Source organism: Limosilactobacillus pulli, assembly GCF_947381555.1.
Classification (GTDB): domain Bacteria; phylum Bacillota; class Bacilli; order Lactobacillales; family Lactobacillaceae; genus Limosilactobacillus; species Limosilactobacillus pulli.
On sequence record NZ_CANCWQ010000005.1, the window covers coordinates 26383 to 43503 of the forward strand.

Genomic DNA, 17121 nt, shown 5'->3' on the forward strand with positions numbered 1-17121 from the left:
CACCTCTTTTAGCGTTTTAAAGCTCGTGATACTGTTTATAAAGATCCTGACGCTTGATCTGATTGCGTTTGGCAACCAGCTTAATGGCTGCATTGGTGGAAAGACCATGCTGAATCTCTTGATCGATCTGCTCTTTTAAGCTTAGCTCAGCTGATGCTTCAACTGGCTGATTAGGATTATCGTTGCCCGCCACCAACACAACGAATTCACCACGCATCTGATTTTCAGCAGCCCATTGACTGAGCTCTTTTAACGAACCACGACAAAATTCCTCGTAGCGCTTGGTCAGCTCACGAGCCAAAACTGCCTGTCGACTCTCGCCAAAGACCTCGACCATCGACGCCAGCGTCTTGGCCAAACGATGTGGTGCCTCATAAAAGATCATCGTTTCCTCATGTCGATTCAAAGGCGTCAATTCCGCGATCTGCTGTTGATGCTTACGGCTTAAGAAACCATAGAAATAAAACGGCTGTGGAGCAAGGCCAGAAGCAATCAGCGCCGTCAACCCAGCATTGGCTCCCGGCAGCGCTACAACTTGCAGGCCTTCTTTCACTGCGGCTGCCACTAACTCTTTGCCTGGGTCAGAAATCGATGGCATTCCGGCATCACTGCATTGGGCAATTGATTGACCCTGTTTTAAAAGCGCAATCAGCTGTGGAATTCGCTGCTCGGTATTATGCTCATGAAAGCTGATCTGTCTGGTATCGATCTGAAAATGATTCAACAACATCTGCGTGTGCCGCGTATCCTCAGAAGCAATCAAGTCTACGTCTGCCAGCGTCTTGACCGCCCGAAACGTCATATCGTCAAGATTGCCGATTGGCGTAGGTACTAAGTAGAGACGACCCGTTTCGTTTTCAGTAAAGCTTCGAATCTGTTGCATAGATATCACCCTTATTTTTGCGGCTGATCATGACGTCCATAAATTGCATCCAGACAAAACGCACATGAGTCATCCTCATCCAGGCGTTTGCCATAGTACTCGTTGCAGACGTGGAATCCCTCTTGATACAGTTTCTGCAGATTGCGCCGTGAATCGGTCAAACCGTCCTTGGTTGCCTGCTGGTGCTTTTGCTTGAGCATTTGATGCAGATGCTCGTTTTCAATCGACAGTTCGGCATTTTCTTCCAAAACCGCCGTCATCATCGCCTGCAGTTCTTCCATACTGTCGACCAGATCCTTGGTCTGTTTGGTAACCCTGGTAAATCGTTCGTAAATCTTGCTTTTGTCTACTCGCTCGCTCATTTGTGTCTTTCCCCATTTCTATCGCTGCAAGACATTAATAATGCGCAGTGAAAGCTGCTCGGCCGTATTCTGAAATGAAACGTTCTGATCCATTAGATGTCTGGTCTCAAGCGTCAGCTCACTGACTTGCAGCAGCTGATCCAATCGATAGCGTTGTGCAGTTTCTTGAATGATTGCCAATTGATCGATAAAGTGCAGACTGTCGCTTTCGCTGATGCCACTAGCCACCATCAAAGTATCACGCCAGATCAAAGTCATCAGATCCAGGATCACCATTTGTCTTTCCCGATCAGTAGCTGTTTTTAAGAGCGTGGTCTGAACCGTAACGAAAGCAATCAGATCCGTGCGGCTGCACTCCTTGTACCACTGGATGACGGCTTGAACCGCTTGATTGAACCAGTCGTCTGCCATCCACTCTTCGATCTGCTCGGTTGAATCAGTCAGTCCCAATGCGATCGCCTGTAGACCGGTGGGAATTTTTATTTGATTCAGCTTCTCTTTTAGAATCTTTTTGGGCAATGGCTGCAGCTCGATAATCTGCGTTCGGGAACGAATCGTTGGCAAAACGGCACTCTTGTTGGTCGTCAGCAGCAGAATATAAATGCCGGGCAGCGGCTCTTCAATAAATTTTAACAGACTATTGGCAGCACTTGTCGTCATTTTTTCAGCATCTTCAATTATAAACAGCTTTTGACTGCCTTCCATAGCGCTTTTGCCAAACTCGGCCTTTAAGCGTCGAATCGTATCCACTTTAATCTGGCGGCCTTCTGGAGCGGCAACGACAACATCCGGGTGGTTGCCGGACAAGATACGCTGACATTCGCTGCAGGTTCCATCCGGCTCACCAGCCTCTGAATGCTCACAAAAAAGGCGCAGGGCCATCCACTGCGCCAAAGCTTTTTTCCCTGATCCAGACGGGCCAGCAAATAGATAGGCATGGGCCAGCTCGCTTTGCGCCATGGTTTTTTTGAGACGCTGACTGATTGCCGGCTGCAGCTGCTCAGCTTGCCACTCTGATTGTGTGGCATGTTCCATTTTGAATCACCTCGTCTTGATCGGCCTGCTGATTTGCTAAAACTGTAAAAACTTTTCGACTGGGAGAATAAAGACCGTAGCACCACCAATTTGAACATTAATTGGAATGGCCGATGAACCGTTGTCGATCTGAGCCGCTGGCGTCATGTACTGTTCACGCGACTTGGCATTATGCTTAATGATTTCCAATACCTCGTCAACTCGTTCGTCTTCTACAACCACCATAAAGGTCGTATTGCCTTCTCTTAAAAAGCCACCGGTTGATGATAGCTTGGTTGCTCCGATGTTGTTGTCGATAAATGCATCGCGCAGCTTACCGGCATCTTTTGGTTGAACGATTGCCATAATCATTTTCATAATGAATTCCCCCTTTAAGGTCACGCTAAGTCATTTAAAACAATTGCGAAAATCGCTGATGAATTGCCTGTTGAACCTGCAAAATTACCTGGTCCAATGGCTGGCTGGCATCAATAGTAACGATTCGCTGCGGGTTTTCTTGAGCCAATTTCTGATAGGCACTTCTTACCTTGCGATGAAAGGATAGTTTTTCCTCATCCAAGCGATTGACCTCATCGGCTCGATTTTGTGCAATCCGCTGCAGGCCCAGTTCTGAATCAATATCCAGATAAATCGTCAGTTCCGGCATCAAGCCATCAATGGCAAACTGATTGATCTGCCAGATATTTTCTTCTCCAAGGCCGCGCCCAGCACCTTGATAGGCTATTGAGCTGTCAATGTAACGATCACAAAGAATCACCTTGCCGTTTTGGAGCGCTGGCAAAATATCAGCAACCAGATGCTGCCGCCGGGCCGCTGCAAATAACAAAGCCTCCGTTCGTGGATCCATGTCAGTATTATCGGCATCAAACAAGACATCGCGAATCTGTTCGGCAATATGGTTGCCACCCGGCTCTCTGGTGTATACAACGCCATCGCTTCCCAGCTGCTCTTTAAGATCGGCTGTAATCTGCCGCATCACGCTGGTCTTGCCTGCTCCATCCGGTCCTTCAAACGAAATAAATTTACCATCCATTGCTATTCCTCGATTACTGCTTGATCACGCTGTCGTTTAGATAGCCATGCAGATGACTGCGCCGCGCCTTGCCATAAAGATACAGATATTTTTGCTCCTGCAGCTTGGTACGACTGTAGAGCTCGTTGTCAACCTGGCCTTCATAGACGGCATGCTCAGTTTCTTTGGCATGATCCCAACTGTCTTTGACGTTATAGATCAATTCCAGCAGGTTCTGGTTGCCAAGCTCTTCAACTGCATGGGGATTACGATGCTTAAAAAACATAATCTTCACCTACATTTCCGTTCGACCCTGAACTGCTCTGAACAAGGTTACCTCATCGGTATAGTCGATATTGGCACCGGCTGATAGTCCATGGGCCAGCCGTGTAACTCTGATTCCGGCTGGCTTAATCAGTTTGGCCAAGTATTGGGCCGTTGTCTCACCATCCAATGAGGCATTGGTGGCCACAATGATCTCCTTGACCGTTGTATCTTGCTGCAGTCGTTTAAGCAAGGCCGGAATATTGATATCCATTGGTCCGGTTCCCTCACTTGGCGAAATTGAGCCATGTAAAACATGGTAGAGACCATGGTATTCATGCATACGCTCCATGGCCATAATATCTTGAGAGTGCTCAACCACCAAAATCGTTGAGCGATCACGTGACTTATCTCTGCAAATTGGACATGGATCGTCTTCGGTAATAAAACCGCAGATGCTGCAATAGTGCAGATCCTTTTTTACGCTGAGCAGCGACTTGGCAAAATCCTCAACGTCGCTTTGATCCATCCCCAGCGTATAAAAGGCCAGGCGAGTCGCGGTCTTTTCACCAATTCCCGGCAGTTTCATGTAACTGTCGATTAGTTTGGCGATTGGCTCAGGATACTGCATCGCCAAGCCTCCTTAAATATTCAATCCCTTGGCATACTTGCCGAATTTCTGCTGCGTTGCGGCATCGACTTTTTCCAGTCCATCGTTGACGGCTGCCAAGACCAGGTCTGCCAGCATGTCAACGTCATCTGGGTCAACGGCTTGTGGGTCAATCTGCAGGTCAGTCAGTTTCTTGTCACCGGTAAAGGTTGCCTTGACCAGCTCATCAGGTGAAACGCCTACAAATTCTTCTTTGGCCAGATTTTGCTGTTCTTCCATCATCTTTTGCTGCATCTTCTTGGCTTGCTTCATCATCTGCTGCATGTTCATTCCGCGCATCATAGTATCATCCATCCTTTATCTATTATTATGGTTTAATTATCTTCTATTTTTACCAGATCGCCAAACATTTGCCTAGCTTTATCAACGATGGGATCTTTTTTCTCATTAGCTGTCGGCTGAACCGGAGCTGCTTTTTTATCGGTTCCGGTTGTTTTGCCCTTATTCAGGTAGCCATGCTCAACCAGATAGTTGTGTCGGATTTTTGGCCATTGATCCATCGGTACGAAAGCCACGCGCATCTCATTGCCAGACAAACGCTGCAGGCCGGCTTCCATATCAGCCGCCAGACTGCCGCTATTGGCTCGCTGCAGTAAAAAGCTGCTGTCAAATGAGACGACGACGCCTTCTGGACTGGCGGCAACTGGTTGCGACGTATTGATTAAAGCTCTTTGCGGCGTATCCAGCATGTTGAGCAGATCGCCCCAGATTTCCTGGAGACTGCGCAGATTCTGCTTGGTAGCATGTTCCAGAATCGGGTAAACACGATCCAGCTTTAGAACTGTCTTAGGCTGCGATCTAACTCCAGCCGCACTGTTTTGACGCCGGGCCGCTCGTGGCTGAGTTGCGACGCCATTTTGTCTTAGGCTGGCAATCGTTGACTGCAGCTGTTGAATCTCTTGCTGGAGATGACCGATTGTCTGGCTGATCTGCGGATCTACTTCACCGGTTTGAGCGGTCTTAGGTCGAATCTGACTTAATTTAACGGTCAGAACCTCCAAATAGACGTCCGGATGCGTCGTAAAGCGCATCTCTTCTTGAATCTCGTTTAACTCGTCAATCATTTGGTAAAGCTCATCGGCACTGGCTGACTGGCTTAATTGCTGAAAATCGGCTTCCTTGAGTCCAGAACCGGCGACATTGACCAGCTGCGGTGATTCTTGATACAGCAGCACATCGCGAATAAACGAGATCAGATCTTCAATAAAGCGCTGACCATCTTTGCCCTGGTCCAAAATTTCTTTCATGGTGTGCAGAGCCGCTGCACTTTGATGCTCAGTAATCTCATCAAAATATTTTTTCAACAGCTGCTTGGTGACGCTGCCGGTAACCAAAAGCGCGTCATCCAGTTTGACTTGATTATCGCTAAACGACAGAACCTGATCCAAAATACTTAATGCATCACGCATCCCGCCCTCGGCCGCATTGGCAATCACCCAGAGTGCGTCTTCTTCATACTGGGCATGCTTTTGATCCAAAATGTACCGCATTCTTTCAAAGGCATCCTGCGCTGAGATGCGGCGAAAGTCAAACCGCTGCACTCGACTGATGATCGTCAACGGAATCTTATGCGGCTCAGTGGTGGCCAAAATAAAGATTACATTCGCTGGCGGCTCTTCCAAAGTCTTTAACAGCGCGTTGAAGGCACCAGTTGAAAGCATATGCACCTCATCAATAATATAGACCTTATAGTCGGCTTGGGTCGGTGCATACTTGGCCTTATCGCGAATATCGCGAATTTCTTCAACCCCATTATTGGAAGCAGCATCGATTTCAATAACGTCTCCCAGCTGCCCGTTGGTGATTGCCCGACAGATCTCACATTCATTGCAAGGCTCACCGTCTTTTTGATGATGACAGTTGATGGCCTTGGCAAAGATCTTGGCAGCAGAGGTCTTACCAGTTCCTCGTGGCCCGGCAAACAGATAGGCATGACTGATCTGATTGGTTATAATTGCGTTTTTAAGCGTCTGGGTAACCACCTGCTGACCGACAATCTCGTCAAATCGCTGTGGCCGCCAGACCCGATAAAGCGCCTGATAGCTCATCTTAGCTGCTCCCTTTCTGATAAAAGTCCATATTGTTTTTATTATACTAGCAAAAGCGTGCCAATTCGATTTAAAAAACGTTCAATGCATAAAAAAAGCTGTGCGAGACAAGCCACACAGCGGTTGATTTTTCAAAAAAACATGGGGCACAAGCTGTAGCGAACTTAGTGCTGCTTCCTTCCGGACCTGACACGATTCGTAGGCACAACTTTGCCCCATGACCTTACGGCAAATAATATCTTACACTATTTTGAATTTAAATGCCAGTCTTCAATTAATTCTTTTGCTGAGCAGCTTTTTTTGCAGCCTTGCGCTCTTTACGAACACGTTTAAAGAACCGCTTCAGCATCTGCTGGCATTCGGTTTCCTTGACGCCTGACACAATCTCGACTTGATGATTAAGCCTTGAATCACTCAGCAGATGATACAGACTGTCGACCGTTCCGGCTTTAGGGTTTTTGGCTCCATAATATAACGATCGGATTCTAGAGTTCATGATTGCGCCACTGCACATCATGCATGGCTCCAGCGTTACGTACAGATCACATTCTTCCAGCCGCCAGCTCTTAAGATACTCACAAGCTTCCATGATTGCCAGCATCTCAGCATGATAGGCAGCGTTTTGAAATTTTTCCCGCATGTTGTGACCGGCCCCGATTACCTCACCATGGTAAACGACTACCGCTCCGATCGGTACCTCATTTAATAATTCAGCTTGGTGAGCCTCAGCCAGTGCCATTTCCATATAATCTTCCGGTTGCAAAATTTTTCTCCCTTATCAATTGTTATTAATCAGTGTATAATGGTTTTTGTGATTTTGCTACTGCATGAGTTATGAAGCAATCATCATTGAAAATAAAAATTTCCGCAGCATGTAGTAATGCCTCAATCCCTTATCAGCTAGCCACTACATGTTGTGCTAACATTTTGTAAGCATACATCATATGGTGCGTCAATGCTTGTAATTTCTTTATAACCCGCTATACTAGAAAACATTAAATCACGAAAAGCTAAAGGGGATTGAGATTCATGATTACCGTTTTTTCTAAAAACAACTGCATTCAATGCAAGATGACCAAAATGTTTTTAACGCAGCACCACGTTGACTTTATTGAGCACAACATCGATGAGCATCCAGAATACGTTGATCAATTGAAAGCTGATGGTTTTAAGGCCACGCCTGTCATCAAGCTGCCAGATGGTCAATCCTTCACTGGTTTCCGTCCCGACATGCTCAAGCAATTGGCCTAACAGTCAATTATACTGCGTTATCTCCGGGGATCGTTCAATTATTTTGCGCGATGCCCGCTTTTTATTGCACTGAAAAGGAGTTATTCAATGGCACTATCAGACATCGACCTTACCAAGGTAAAGTACTACGACCTCAACAATGAGCTCAACATTCCTAAAAACGGCCAGATTCAACTGGACAAGGATCGCGAGGCATTAGAAGACTTCATCAAAGAAAACGTCGTGCTAAACACCAAGCATTTTTCCTCATTAAAGGAACGCTTTGACTGGCTGGAAGCAAATGACTACATCGAAACCGGCTTTATGCATAAGTATCGTTTCGAGTTTATCGAAGAGCTTTATGCCTATTTAAAGGCTCAGGATTTTCACTTTCATTCATTTATGGCTGCCTATAAGTTCTATGCCCAATACGCGCTGCGGACCAATGACAAGGAATACTATCTGGAAAACTACATTGATCGCGTTGCCATGAATGCGCTGTTTTTGGCAGACGGCAATGAACAATTGGCCATGCAGCTGGCCGATGAACTGATTCACCAACGCTATCAGCCTGCCACGCCAACGTTTTTAAACGCTGGCCGCAAGCGTCGTGGCGAATTCGTCTCCTGTTTTGAGATTCAGGCAACTGATGACATGAACTCAATTGGCCGCACGATTAACTCTGCTCTGCAGCTTTCCAAAATCGGTGGTGGGGTCGGTATCAATCTTTCAAACCTGCGTGAGGCCGGTGCTCCAATCAAAAAGATCAAAGGCGCTGCCAGTGGGGTCGTTCCGGTTATGAAGCTTTTGGAAGACTCATTCTCTTATTCCAATCAGCTTGGCCAGCGACAAGGTGCCGGTGTGGTTTACCTTAGCGTCTTCCACCCTGATATCGTGGCTTTTTTGTCTGCTAAGAAAGAAAACGCCGACGAAAAGATTCGGATCAAGACGCTATCGCTTGGAATTACCGTCCCTGACAAGTTTTATGAGCTGGTCGAAAGCAATCAGGACATGTATCTGTTCAGTCCTTATGATGTTGAACGAGTCTACGGCGTTCCTTTCTCATATGTTGATATTACTGCTGAATATGAAAACATGGTCGTAAACGATGCGATTACCAAATACAAGGTTAACGCGCGTGATCTGGAAGATGAGATCTCCAAGCTGCAGCAAGAATCAGGCTACCCATATATCGTCAATCTGGATACCGTCAACCGTGCCAACCCAATTGATGGCAAGATCGTCATGAGCAACCTTTGTTCTGAGATTGCTCAGGTTCAACGCCCATCAATTGTCAACGATGACCAGACGTTTGCCAAGCTGGGTACTGACGTCTCATGCAACCTGGGATCCACCAATATCGCCAACATGATGGAGTCACCAGACTTTGGCCGTTCCGTCAGTGCCATGGTACGTGGTTTGACCCATATTAGCGATATCGAGCATCTTGACGTTGTACCATCAATCGAGCACGGTAACGATATGGCCCATGCAATCGGTCTGGGGGCCATGGGACTGCATGGCTATCTGGCAAAACACCATATCCAATACGGCTCGCCAGTCGCCCTTGAGTTTACCAGCGTCTACTTCATGTTGCTCAATTATTGGACAATCAAGGCTTCAAACGATATTGCCCGTGAGCGTCATGAAACGTTTGCCGAGTTTGAAAAGAGTACGTACGCAGATGGTTCTTATTTTGACAAGTACGTCAGCCAAGACTGGGGTCCAAAGTCGGATGCCGTCAAGGAACTGTTTGATGGTATCTTCATCCCTGGCATTGAGGACTGGCAAGCACTTAAGGCTGCCGTTCAAAAAGATGGTCTTTACAATGCCTATCGTCTGGCCGTTGCTCCTAATGGCTCAACTTCATATATCGGCGACTCAACTTCCAGCCTGCACCCAATCATTAACCGGATTGAGGAACGTCAAGAAAAGATGATTGGTAAGATCTACTACCCTGCGCCATACCTCAGCAACGATACCATGTCATACTACAAGTCAGCCTACGACACTGATATGCGCAGCGTCATCGACACCTACGCAGCGGCTCAAGAGCACATTGACCAGTCACTGGCTATGACGCTGTTTATGCGCTCAACGATTCCAGCTGGGATGTATGAATGGAAAAACGGCCGCACTGATAAAATGACTACACGCGACTTAAACATTCTACGCCATTATGCCTATCAAAAAGGCATCAAGTCCATCTACTACATTCGGACGTTTACCGATGATCAAGATGAGATCGGTGCCAACCAATGCGAAAGCTGCGTTATCTAATTTTTACTACCTCAATTAAGACTAAAGGAGTTCAATTTAATAATGAAGATTGAAAATTTCGTGCCAATCAAAAACTATAAGGCAATCAATTGGAATGAAGTCTCTGACATGATCGACAAAGCCACTTGGGAAAAACTGACTGAACAGTTCTGGCTAGATACGCGAATCCCGGTTTCCAACGATATGGACGACTGGCGTGAACTCGATGTTGATCATCAATGGGTCGTTGGTCACGTATTTGGTGGTCTGACGCTTTTGGATACGCTGCAGTCCGAAGCTGGTCTGACCGCATTGAAAGAAAACGTCAAGACACCACATGAAACAGCTGTCTTAAACAACATTCAATTTATGGAGTCCGTACACGCCAAGTCCTACTCTACAATTTTTTCAACGCTGAATACGCCAGAAGAAATCGATGAGATCTTTGACTGGTCTGACACCGAAGAATATCTGCAAAACAAGGCCACGCGGATTGGCAACATCTACCTTGATCCAAGCGTCAATCCATTGAAGAAAAAGGTTGCCAACGTCTTTTTGGAAACGTTCCTTTTCTACTCAGGCTTTTACACGCCACTTTACTATTTGGGCCACAACAAGCTTAACAACGTGGCAGAAATCATCAAGCTGATCTTGCGTGATGAGTCAGTCCATGGTACCTACATCGGCTACAAGTTCCAAGTTGGCATGAAGGATCTGACCGAAAAGCAGCAGCAGGATATGAAAGATTGGATGTACAACTTCTTGTACGAGCTCTACGACAACGAAGAAAAGTATACTCACCTGCTGTACGACCAGGTTGGCTGGACTGATGATGTCTTGACCTTTATTCGCTACAATGCCAACAAGGCTTTGATGAACCTGGGTCAAGATCCACTGTTCCCTGATACGGCCAGCGACGTTAACCCCGTTGTAATGAACGGAATCTCAACGACGACTTCCAACCATGACTTCTTTAGTCAAGTCGGCAACGGCTATCGACTGGGTGAAGTTGAAGCCATGAGCGACAGTGACTATCACGTTGCTGATCCAAACGCCGGCAAGAGCCTTAACGACAAAGACTAGTTTTTACCAATCAAAAAACGTGCGAATGCTGAATGCATCCCGCACGTTTTTTATTTATACGTTTGTTGCTAATCTTCACTGATTGCTGGAGAGGTCATCCATTCCTTGGCAAAATGGATAATCAAACCTAATGCCAGACCAGCGATGCCAAATGAAAGCCAGCCAAAGCCCAGACTGAAGAATGGGAAGAACTTGGCAGCAAAGCCAATCATTGCTTGAACGGCAACCGTATTATGCAAAATAGCCGGCGTTGCGTTCATCATGTCAAAGAAGGCTGGAATCAAAGTAAAGCCCGTCGTAATGCGGTAAACCAGTGGATCGTTTTTGAAGAGCGGAGACATGATCCCCATGATGATCAGCGTAATTGCCAGCGGGTACAGGAACATCAAGATTGGCGTTGACCAGGCAATAATCTGGTCCAGACCCAAGTTGGCAACCAAGAAAGAAAGGCCACAGTTAAAACGCAAGAAGGCCTTGTAGGAAATCTTAGGGAAGCGACGATGGAAGTCTTGTGAGAAAGCAACAACCAGTCCCATTGCACTGGTCATGCAGGTCGTTGTTGCCAAAACAGTCAGAATTGCATCACCCGCCGTACCTAGGTAGTAATTGGCAATCTGTTCCAGCGTCGTACCACCGTTGTCTGCCATTTTAAAATGCGCCAAACTGGTAGCACCAAGCCAGATTAAAGCAATGTAGATCAAAGCAATCCCCGCAATTCCCAGTGCGCCACCTTTAGCAGTTGCCCAGGAAACGTCACGCTGACGCTTGATGTCCAGACCCTTGACGGCCGTGATAAACGTAATGCCGAATGCCAGGGCTGCCAGACAGTCCATCGTGTTGTAGCCTTGCAGAAAACCATTGGTAAACGATGCATGACGGTAGGCAGAAGTGATAGCGGCCATGCCAGCGTGTCCCATTGGGCTGATAAATGCCATAAAGAAGATGATGAACATCAAGCCTAAAAACAGTGGATTAAGCATCTTACCGATCATATCGGTGATTTTACCTTCACGAGTGGAGAAGTAGTAGGTCAGACCAAAGAAGGCGGCTGAATAGATTAAGATTCCCCATTTATTGGCACCAGCTGAAAGATGTGGTGCAATGCCGATTGCATAGGAAACGGTTGCCGTTCGTGGGGTTGCAAACAGTGGTCCCAACGTTGCATGAACCAAAATCAAGAAAATAAGTGCATACCAGGCACCGTTGGGACGCGCCAGATCATAGATACCATTAGATCGCGTAATACTGATTGCCAATAAGGCCATCAATGGCAGGAGCACCCCTGAGATCAAAAAGCCACTTGCGGCACTAAACCAATGTGCACCAGCCATTTGTCCCAGGTGAACCGGAAAAATCAGATTACCAGCCCCAAAGAGCATCCCAAAAATCAAGGATCCAATCAATAGCGTATTGCGAAAAGTCAGTTTGTTCGTATTCATAAAAGTCAATCCCCTTTCAATCAGTAAATAAGTTTTAAAAAGAGATCTTAGCTAAGATTTCGTGATCAACGGAAAATAAAAAGCGCCTTTTTCAAATCAGACCATGATTTGAAAAGGACGCTTTTGCGTGTTACCACCTTTTTTTGCTCAACCGTCACCAATTGAGCCTCAACGCGTACGTGTTCATACGCTGGCGCGATCACGGGCGCACCCGTCCGACACTTCTTACGTCGCATCGGCCACTCACCGGCTACTTTCCAGTTATGGCTCCTGTCCCCGCTCACACTTCATCGGGGTCGCTGATCAGTCAGCCATAACCTTACTCTCCGGATCACTGTGTTTTGTTCCGTTGATTAACTTGTTTAATACGCTAAGGCATAGCTGAGAATTTGTCAATCTATTTCTCATGTTTTTTTAATTATAATCAAAAAAGACGGTCGTGGATCCGCAACCGTCTTTTAAAGTTGAGAATTTAAGTTGAGAAAATTAATTGAGGATAATCAGAAAACTTTAAACTATTCTTCCGTTTCAACGCCGGTACCATCGTAGCAGCGTTCCAGCAGTTCCTTAAGCTGGCTGACCAGTGGTTCAACTGGGTTAGCCGTCGTACATTGATCTTCATAAGCCAATACAGCCAATTGATCAACAACCTTGTCAAAGTCTTCACGCTTGACGCCATTAGCCTTCAAACTCAGCGTTACGCCACACTTGTGAGCCAGTTCGATGATCTTTTGAACGTAGGCTTCGACCAGCTCTTCAGTCGTGTTGCCCTTCAAGCCTAAGAAGCGAGCGATTTCGGCGTAATCCTTATCAGCACGGTAGTCTTCGTAATGTGGCCACATTGCCAGCTTGGTTGGGCGCTTAGCGTTGAAGCGGATAACCTGTGGCAGTGCAATCGCAATTACCAGACCATGAGGCAGATCAAAGGCACCACCCATCTTGTGGGCCAAAGAGTGCGTAATCCCTAAGAAAGCGTTGGCAAAGGCCAGACCTGCAATCGTGGAGCTGTCGTGCATCTTCTTGCGGGCCAGCTTATCACCCTTGACAGATGCCTCCAGATTTTCCATAACGCCCTTGATGGCTTCCAGCGACCAGCCACGCGTGTAGTCAGTTGCCATTACGGAAACATACGATTCAGTAGCGTGTGTCAAAACATCCAGACCAGTCCATGCCGTCGTGTTGGCAGGCACGGATTCAACGAATTGCGAGTCAACGATAGCAATATCTGGCGTCAGAGCGTAATCAGCCAATGGGTACTTAACGTGCGTCTTAGAGTTGGTAATAACTGCAAATGGCGTAACTTCAGAACCCGTACCGGAAGTCGTAGGAATCCCGATGAATTGGGCCTTCTTTGGCCGACCGATCTTGTAGGCCCGCTTACGGATGTCAAGATACTTTTGACGAACCCCGTTCCAAGTCGTATCTGGGTGCTCATAGAACATCCACATTGCCTTGGCAGCGTCCATTGGTGAACCACCACCCAGTGCGATAATCGTATCAGGCTGGAAGTCATTCATCCAAGCTACACCCTTGTCAACCGTATCCGTCGATGGGTCTGGTTCAATATCAGAGAAGATCTCGTATTGAACCCGATTGTTACGCAGCCGCAGCTGGTCAATAACCCGTTGAATGTAGCCACGCTTGATCATGCCGGGACCGGTAACGATAAATGCCTTGTTGATGTTTGGAATTTCTTTAAGGTACTTCAGTGAGTTCCGTTGGAAGTATACCTTTGGCGGAATCTGTACCCATTGTGGATTTTCACGACGCATAGCAACCTTCTTAATGTTCAGCAGATCCCAGTCAGAAACGTTGTGTGAGATCGAGTTACTGCCGTATGAACCCGTCCCCAGCGTAAATGATGGCGTCATGTTGTTGTAGACGTTACCAATACCGCCCAGACCAGATGGTGAGTTGACGATGATCCGAGAAGCCTTCATCTTCAACGAGTATTCCTTAATCAGTTCATCATCATTAGTGTGAATAGCGGCCGTGTGACCTTCACCACCATATGCCAGCAGCTCGCTGCAGATACGGAAAGCATCTTCACGATCCTTGGCACGGTACATCGTCAACACTGGTGAAAGTTTTTCAGCAGACAATGGATACTTAGGACCAACGCCATCCAATTCGGCAATCAGGACCTTAGTGTTAGCCGGAACGTTCTTCAAGTCACACATTTCGGCAATATCATTGGCAGAACGACCAGCAATTGGGCCACGGACCTGGTGACGATCTGGGTCAATAAAGCCGTTGGTAAAGGTTGGAATTTCGCTTGGCTTCAAGAAGTAGCAGTTCCACTTCTTGAATGCTTCCTTAACCTGGTCGTAGATTTCGTCATCGACAACAACCGAGTTTTCAGTAGCACAGATCATACCGTTATCGAAAGTCTTTGAAAGGACGATGTCGTAGATCGAACGATCAATATTGGCGCTCTTTTCAATGTAGGCCGGACCGTTACCAGGACCGACACCCAGTGCAGGATTACCAGAACTGTAAGCTGCCTTAACCAGGCCAGGGCCACCAGTAGCCAGAATCGTAGCAATGCGTGGATTCTGCAGCAATGCCGTTGTATTTTCACGACTGCATTGTGGAATCCATTGAATAACGTCCTTTGGTGCACCGGCAGCTTCAGCAGCAGCTTCCAGAATCTGACCAGTCTTTACACATGACTTGAAGGCTTGTGGGTGGAACGAGAAGATGATTGTGTTCCGCGTCTTCAAGGCAACGATTGACTTGAAAATTACCGTTGACGTTGGGTTGGTAACCGGTACGACCCCAGCAATTACCCCCAGCGGATCAGCAATCGTAATCATTTGGTTTTCATCATCTTCATCAATGATCCCAACCGTCTTGTCGTTGCGAATGTTGTTCCAGATGTATTCACTGGCGTAGATGTTCTTGATGGCCTTGTCTTCAGCAACCCCACGGCCGGTTTCGTTAGCGGCAGAAACCGCCAGATCCATGTGGTGTTCCTCAGCAGCCAGCGCCAGGTTTTGACAGATCTTGTCGACTTGTTCCTGGCTAAATGTGCGTAATTGATCAAGTGCCTTTTCACTCTTGTCAATCAATCCATTAATCAGTTCTTCAGCAGTTTGTTCCTTGTCTTTAGGCTTTTCAGTGGCCTTAACAGTGGCTTTGGCTTTAACTGTCATTGCACTTACTCCTTCTCAGTTAATTACTTTTCAACAACTTTGTTATCCTTTGAACAATTATTACTATACTCTTTTTCTCGGATTTGTAAACACTTTTTGTGAAATTAATAACAATCACTGGATTTTGGAAAGCGATTACAACGTGATCTCTTCAAGCCTTGTAGCAGTAAGAAAAAGTTTTGATTATTTTTAAAAGCAGTTCGTTGTTTCCTACTTTCATCGTCCTTTATTCAGCGTTTATTGTATTCTGATTCACAGATTTAAACCACTAAATTTTTGTAAGCAAAAGTCTCTAATCAGTTTCTTGCCAAGTCCGTTCATCACAAAGATGATCAATGCCGTCAGAAAAAACGAGAACGTAACGTCAGAGAAGAAATGGGCTCCTACAATTACACGGCTCAGTCCGATCAAGACACCATAGATGATCCCACCAATAAAGAATCCCTTGCGCTTGACTTTGGAGACGAACCACGAGAAAACGATACATAGCGTTGCTGCCATCGTATGTCCTGATGGAAACAACTTATGACCATTAACGCCATTAATCGTCAGCCAGTTGGTAAACTCATGATTACCAGCCGTCAGTTCATAAGGGCGATAGTGTCCCCACAGTTCCTTTAAGGTCAGATTAACTTCCAGAGCAAACCAGACCGTAAAGGATACCAGTACAGCAATCTGCATATAGCGCGTCAGTTGGCCTTGCGTCTTATTCTTCAACCACCATTGCGCCAGCAGCGTAAAGGCAGCAAAAAACAATATCCAGACGGTGATGATTATCGATTCTGAAAAGCCACCCGTTGCCGAGTCGCTGTTGGCCATTGCAATCGCCGTACCATTTTTGAGATTAGTATGAGCTGAATAAAGATAGTCCAAGAACTCATTAACGTATTGCTTGTTTTGCTAAAGTGACAATGTCAGCCCACCGACAAACAATGGTACTGCCATCAATTTTTCAAAACCGCCCCACCAAGCATAAGTCATCGCAATTTGGCCGCATAAGGCAAAAATCAGATAAACTGGAAATTCCCCGAACGTCTGGCAGATGATGCCGACCCAGCTGTGATAGTTGATTAATGTATTGCTGATGGCTAAATCGCCAAAATAGGCAATCGCTAATAAAATAATGCAGATAATTGCTGAAATGCCAAACAGTTTCTTTTGATTTTCTTTACAAAGAAATTAATCCATAAAAACATCAATATTTACATATACAAAAAGACGACCGCTAACAGCGATCGTCTTTTTGTTATTTAAGCTGAGACTACTTAAGGGTAACAGTAGCACCTGCGGCTTCAAGCTTTTCCTTGATGTCGTTGGCTTCGTCTTCCTTAACGTCTTCCTTGACAGCGGATGGTGCGTTGTCAACCAGGTCCTTAGCGTCCTTCAGACCCAGACCAGTAATGTCCTTAACAGCCTTGATGACCTTAACCTTTGCAGAACCTGCAGAAGTCAGTTCAACAGTGAAGCTGTCCTTAGCAGCAGCGTCGCCACCGGCAGCACCGGCAACAGCAACTGGAGCAGCTGCAGAAACGTCGAATTCTTCTTCGATAGCCTTAACCAGGTCGTTAAGGTCAGAGATTGATGCTTCCTTCAGAGAAGCAATGATAGCATCCTTATCAAAAGCCATGTTAATTTTCCTCCAATATTTCGGTTTATGCGCTCAGGCGCAGATTTTTAAAAT

General features: G+C 46.4%; 16 protein-coding genes, 1 other RNA gene and 1 pseudogene. 3 read left to right on the forward strand and 15 right to left on the reverse strand.

The window, feature by feature from the left end; all coding sequences use genetic code 11:
- Positions 1-16: 16 nt before the first annotated feature.
- From rsmI to tadA, 11 genes are all read right to left on the reverse strand, one after another.
- Positions 17-883 (reverse strand): 16S rRNA (cytidine(1402)-2'-O)-methyltransferase, encoded by an 867-nt coding sequence (rsmI, locus tag QOS03_RS02660; RefSeq protein WP_283575248.1) that lies wholly within the window; start codon positions 881-883, stop codon positions 17-19.
- Positions 884-894: 11 nt separating this feature from the next.
- Positions 895-1245: a DNA replication initiation control protein YabA gene (locus QOS03_RS02665; protein WP_169461321.1), complete on the reverse strand. Its 351-nt coding sequence runs from the start codon at positions 1243-1245 to the stop codon at positions 895-897.
- Positions 1246-1263: 18 nt separating this feature from the next.
- On the reverse strand, positions 1264-2280 hold the full coding sequence (gene holB / locus QOS03_RS02670) for a DNA polymerase III subunit delta' (RefSeq protein WP_283575249.1): 1017 nt from the start codon (positions 2278-2280) through the stop codon (positions 1264-1266).
- 36 nt (positions 2281-2316) lie between these two features.
- Positions 2317-2637: a cyclic-di-AMP receptor gene (locus QOS03_RS02675; protein ID WP_169461323.1), complete on the reverse strand. Its 321-nt coding sequence runs from the start codon at positions 2635-2637 to the stop codon at positions 2317-2319.
- Between the two features lie 34 nt (positions 2638-2671).
- Complete coding sequence (gene tmk / locus QOS03_RS02680; RefSeq protein ID WP_283575250.1) at positions 2672-3313, reverse strand: dTMP kinase; 642 nt, start codon at positions 3311-3313, stop codon at positions 2672-2674.
- Positions 3314-3326: 13 nt separating this feature from the next.
- Positions 3327-3578: a YaaL family protein gene (locus QOS03_RS02685; RefSeq protein WP_272208515.1), complete on the reverse strand. Its 252-nt coding sequence runs from the start codon at positions 3576-3578 to the stop codon at positions 3327-3329.
- Between the two features lie 9 nt (positions 3579-3587).
- Positions 3588-4187 (reverse strand): recombination mediator RecR, encoded by a 600-nt coding sequence (gene recR / locus QOS03_RS02690; RefSeq protein WP_169461326.1) that lies wholly within the window; start codon positions 4185-4187, stop codon positions 3588-3590.
- Positions 4188-4199: 12 nt separating this feature from the next.
- Positions 4200-4508, reverse strand: coding sequence for a YbaB/EbfC family nucleoid-associated protein (locus QOS03_RS02695; RefSeq protein ID WP_169461327.1), 309 nt, complete (start codon positions 4506-4508; stop codon positions 4200-4202).
- A 32-nt stretch (positions 4509-4540) separates the two neighbouring features.
- Positions 4541-6274 carry a DNA polymerase III subunit gamma/tau gene (dnaX, locus tag QOS03_RS02700; protein WP_283575251.1) on the reverse strand — a complete coding sequence of 578 codons (1734 nt, stop codon included), beginning with the start codon at positions 6272-6274 and terminating at the stop codon, positions 4541-4543.
- 130 nt (positions 6275-6404) lie between these two features.
- Positions 6405-6501: signal recognition particle sRNA small type (gene ffs / locus QOS03_RS02705), an RNA gene on the reverse strand.
- Positions 6502-6548: 47 nt separating this feature from the next.
- On the reverse strand, positions 6549-7037 hold the full coding sequence (gene tadA, locus QOS03_RS02710) for a tRNA adenosine(34) deaminase TadA (protein ID WP_408612058.1): 489 nt from the start codon (positions 7035-7037) through the stop codon (positions 6549-6551).
- Positions 7038-7303: 266 nt separating this feature from the next.
- On the opposite strand from tadA, the gene nrdH reads away from it, so the two are divergent.
- From nrdH to nrdF, 3 genes are all read left to right on the forward strand, one after another.
- Positions 7304-7525 (forward strand): glutaredoxin-like protein NrdH, encoded by a 222-nt coding sequence (nrdH, locus tag QOS03_RS02715; protein ID WP_169461329.1) that lies wholly within the window; start codon positions 7304-7306, stop codon positions 7523-7525.
- Positions 7526-7612: 87 nt separating this feature from the next.
- Complete coding sequence (gene nrdE, locus QOS03_RS02720) at positions 7613-9784, forward strand: class 1b ribonucleoside-diphosphate reductase subunit alpha (protein ID WP_283575252.1); 2172 nt, start codon at positions 7613-7615, stop codon at positions 9782-9784.
- Between the two features lie 42 nt (positions 9785-9826).
- Complete coding sequence (nrdF, locus tag QOS03_RS02725) at positions 9827-10846, forward strand: class 1b ribonucleoside-diphosphate reductase subunit beta (RefSeq protein WP_283575253.1); 1020 nt, start codon at positions 9827-9829, stop codon at positions 10844-10846.
- 68 nt (positions 10847-10914) lie between these two features.
- Here nrdF and brnQ read toward each other — a convergent pair whose 3' ends face one another.
- The 4 genes and pseudogenes from brnQ to rplL form a co-directional block, all read right to left on the reverse strand.
- The gene (gene brnQ / locus QOS03_RS02730) at positions 10915-12285 is read right to left on the reverse strand and encodes a branched-chain amino acid transport system II carrier protein (protein WP_283575254.1); all 1371 of its coding nucleotides are present in this window, start codon (positions 12283-12285) and stop codon (positions 10915-10917) included.
- A gap of 515 nt (positions 12286-12800) precedes the next feature.
- Complete coding sequence (adhE, locus tag QOS03_RS02735; RefSeq protein WP_283575255.1) at positions 12801-15440, reverse strand: bifunctional acetaldehyde-CoA/alcohol dehydrogenase; 2640 nt, start codon at positions 15438-15440, stop codon at positions 12801-12803.
- Positions 15441-15692: 252 nt separating this feature from the next.
- Positions 15693-16592 (reverse strand): annotated as a pseudogene (locus QOS03_RS02740) (phosphatase PAP2 family protein).
- 109 nt (positions 16593-16701) lie between these two features.
- Positions 16702-17067, reverse strand: a complete 366-nt coding sequence (gene rplL / locus QOS03_RS02745) for a 50S ribosomal protein L7/L12 (protein WP_169461334.1) — start codon at positions 17065-17067, stop codon at positions 16702-16704.
- Positions 17068-17121: the final 54 nt, after the last annotated feature.

Bases quoted from the DNA above. Each gene is read 5' to 3' on its own strand.
- nrdE (WP_283575252.1), top strand. From the start codon at position 7,613: ATGGCACTATCAGACATCGACCTTACCAAGGTAAAGTACTACGACCTC.
- rplL (WP_169461334.1), bottom strand. From the start codon at position 17,067: ATGGCTTTTGATAAGGATGCTATCATTGCTTCTCTGAAGGAAGCATCA.
- QOS03_RS02695 (WP_169461327.1), bottom strand. From the start codon at position 4,508: ATGATGCGCGGAATGAACATGCAGCAGATGATGAAGCAAGCCAAGAAG.
- rsmI (WP_283575248.1), bottom strand. From the start codon at position 883: ATGCAACAGATTCGAAGCTTTACTGAAAACGAAACGGGTCGTCTCTAC.
- QOS03_RS02685 (WP_272208515.1), bottom strand. From the start codon at position 3,578: ATGTTTTTTAAGCATCGTAATCCCCATGCAGTTGAAGAGCTTGGCAAC.
- QOS03_RS02675 (WP_169461323.1), bottom strand. From the start codon at position 2,637: ATGAAAATGATTATGGCAATCGTTCAACCAAAAGATGCCGGTAAGCTG.
- dnaX (WP_283575251.1), bottom strand. From the start codon at position 6,274: ATGAGCTATCAGGCGCTTTATCGGGTCTGGCGGCCACAGCGATTTGAC.
- nrdH (WP_169461329.1), top strand. From the start codon at position 7,304: ATGATTACCGTTTTTTCTAAAAACAACTGCATTCAATGCAAGATGACC.
- nrdF (WP_283575253.1), top strand. From the start codon at position 9,827: ATGAAGATTGAAAATTTCGTGCCAATCAAAAACTATAAGGCAATCAAT.
- brnQ (WP_283575254.1), bottom strand. From the start codon at position 12,285: ATGAATACGAACAAACTGACTTTTCGCAATACGCTATTGATTGGATCC.
- tmk (WP_283575250.1), bottom strand. From the start codon at position 3,313: ATGGATGGTAAATTTATTTCGTTTGAAGGACCGGATGGAGCAGGCAAG.
- recR (WP_169461326.1), bottom strand. From the start codon at position 4,187: ATGCAGTATCCTGAGCCAATCGCCAAACTAATCGACAGTTACATGAAA.
- QOS03_RS02665 (WP_169461321.1), bottom strand. From the start codon at position 1,245: ATGAGCGAGCGAGTAGACAAAAGCAAGATTTACGAACGATTTACCAGG.
- adhE (WP_283575255.1), bottom strand. From the start codon at position 15,440: ATGACAGTTAAAGCCAAAGCCACTGTTAAGGCCACTGAAAAGCCTAAA.
- holB (WP_283575249.1), bottom strand. From the start codon at position 2,280: ATGGAACATGCCACACAATCAGAGTGGCAAGCTGAGCAGCTGCAGCCG.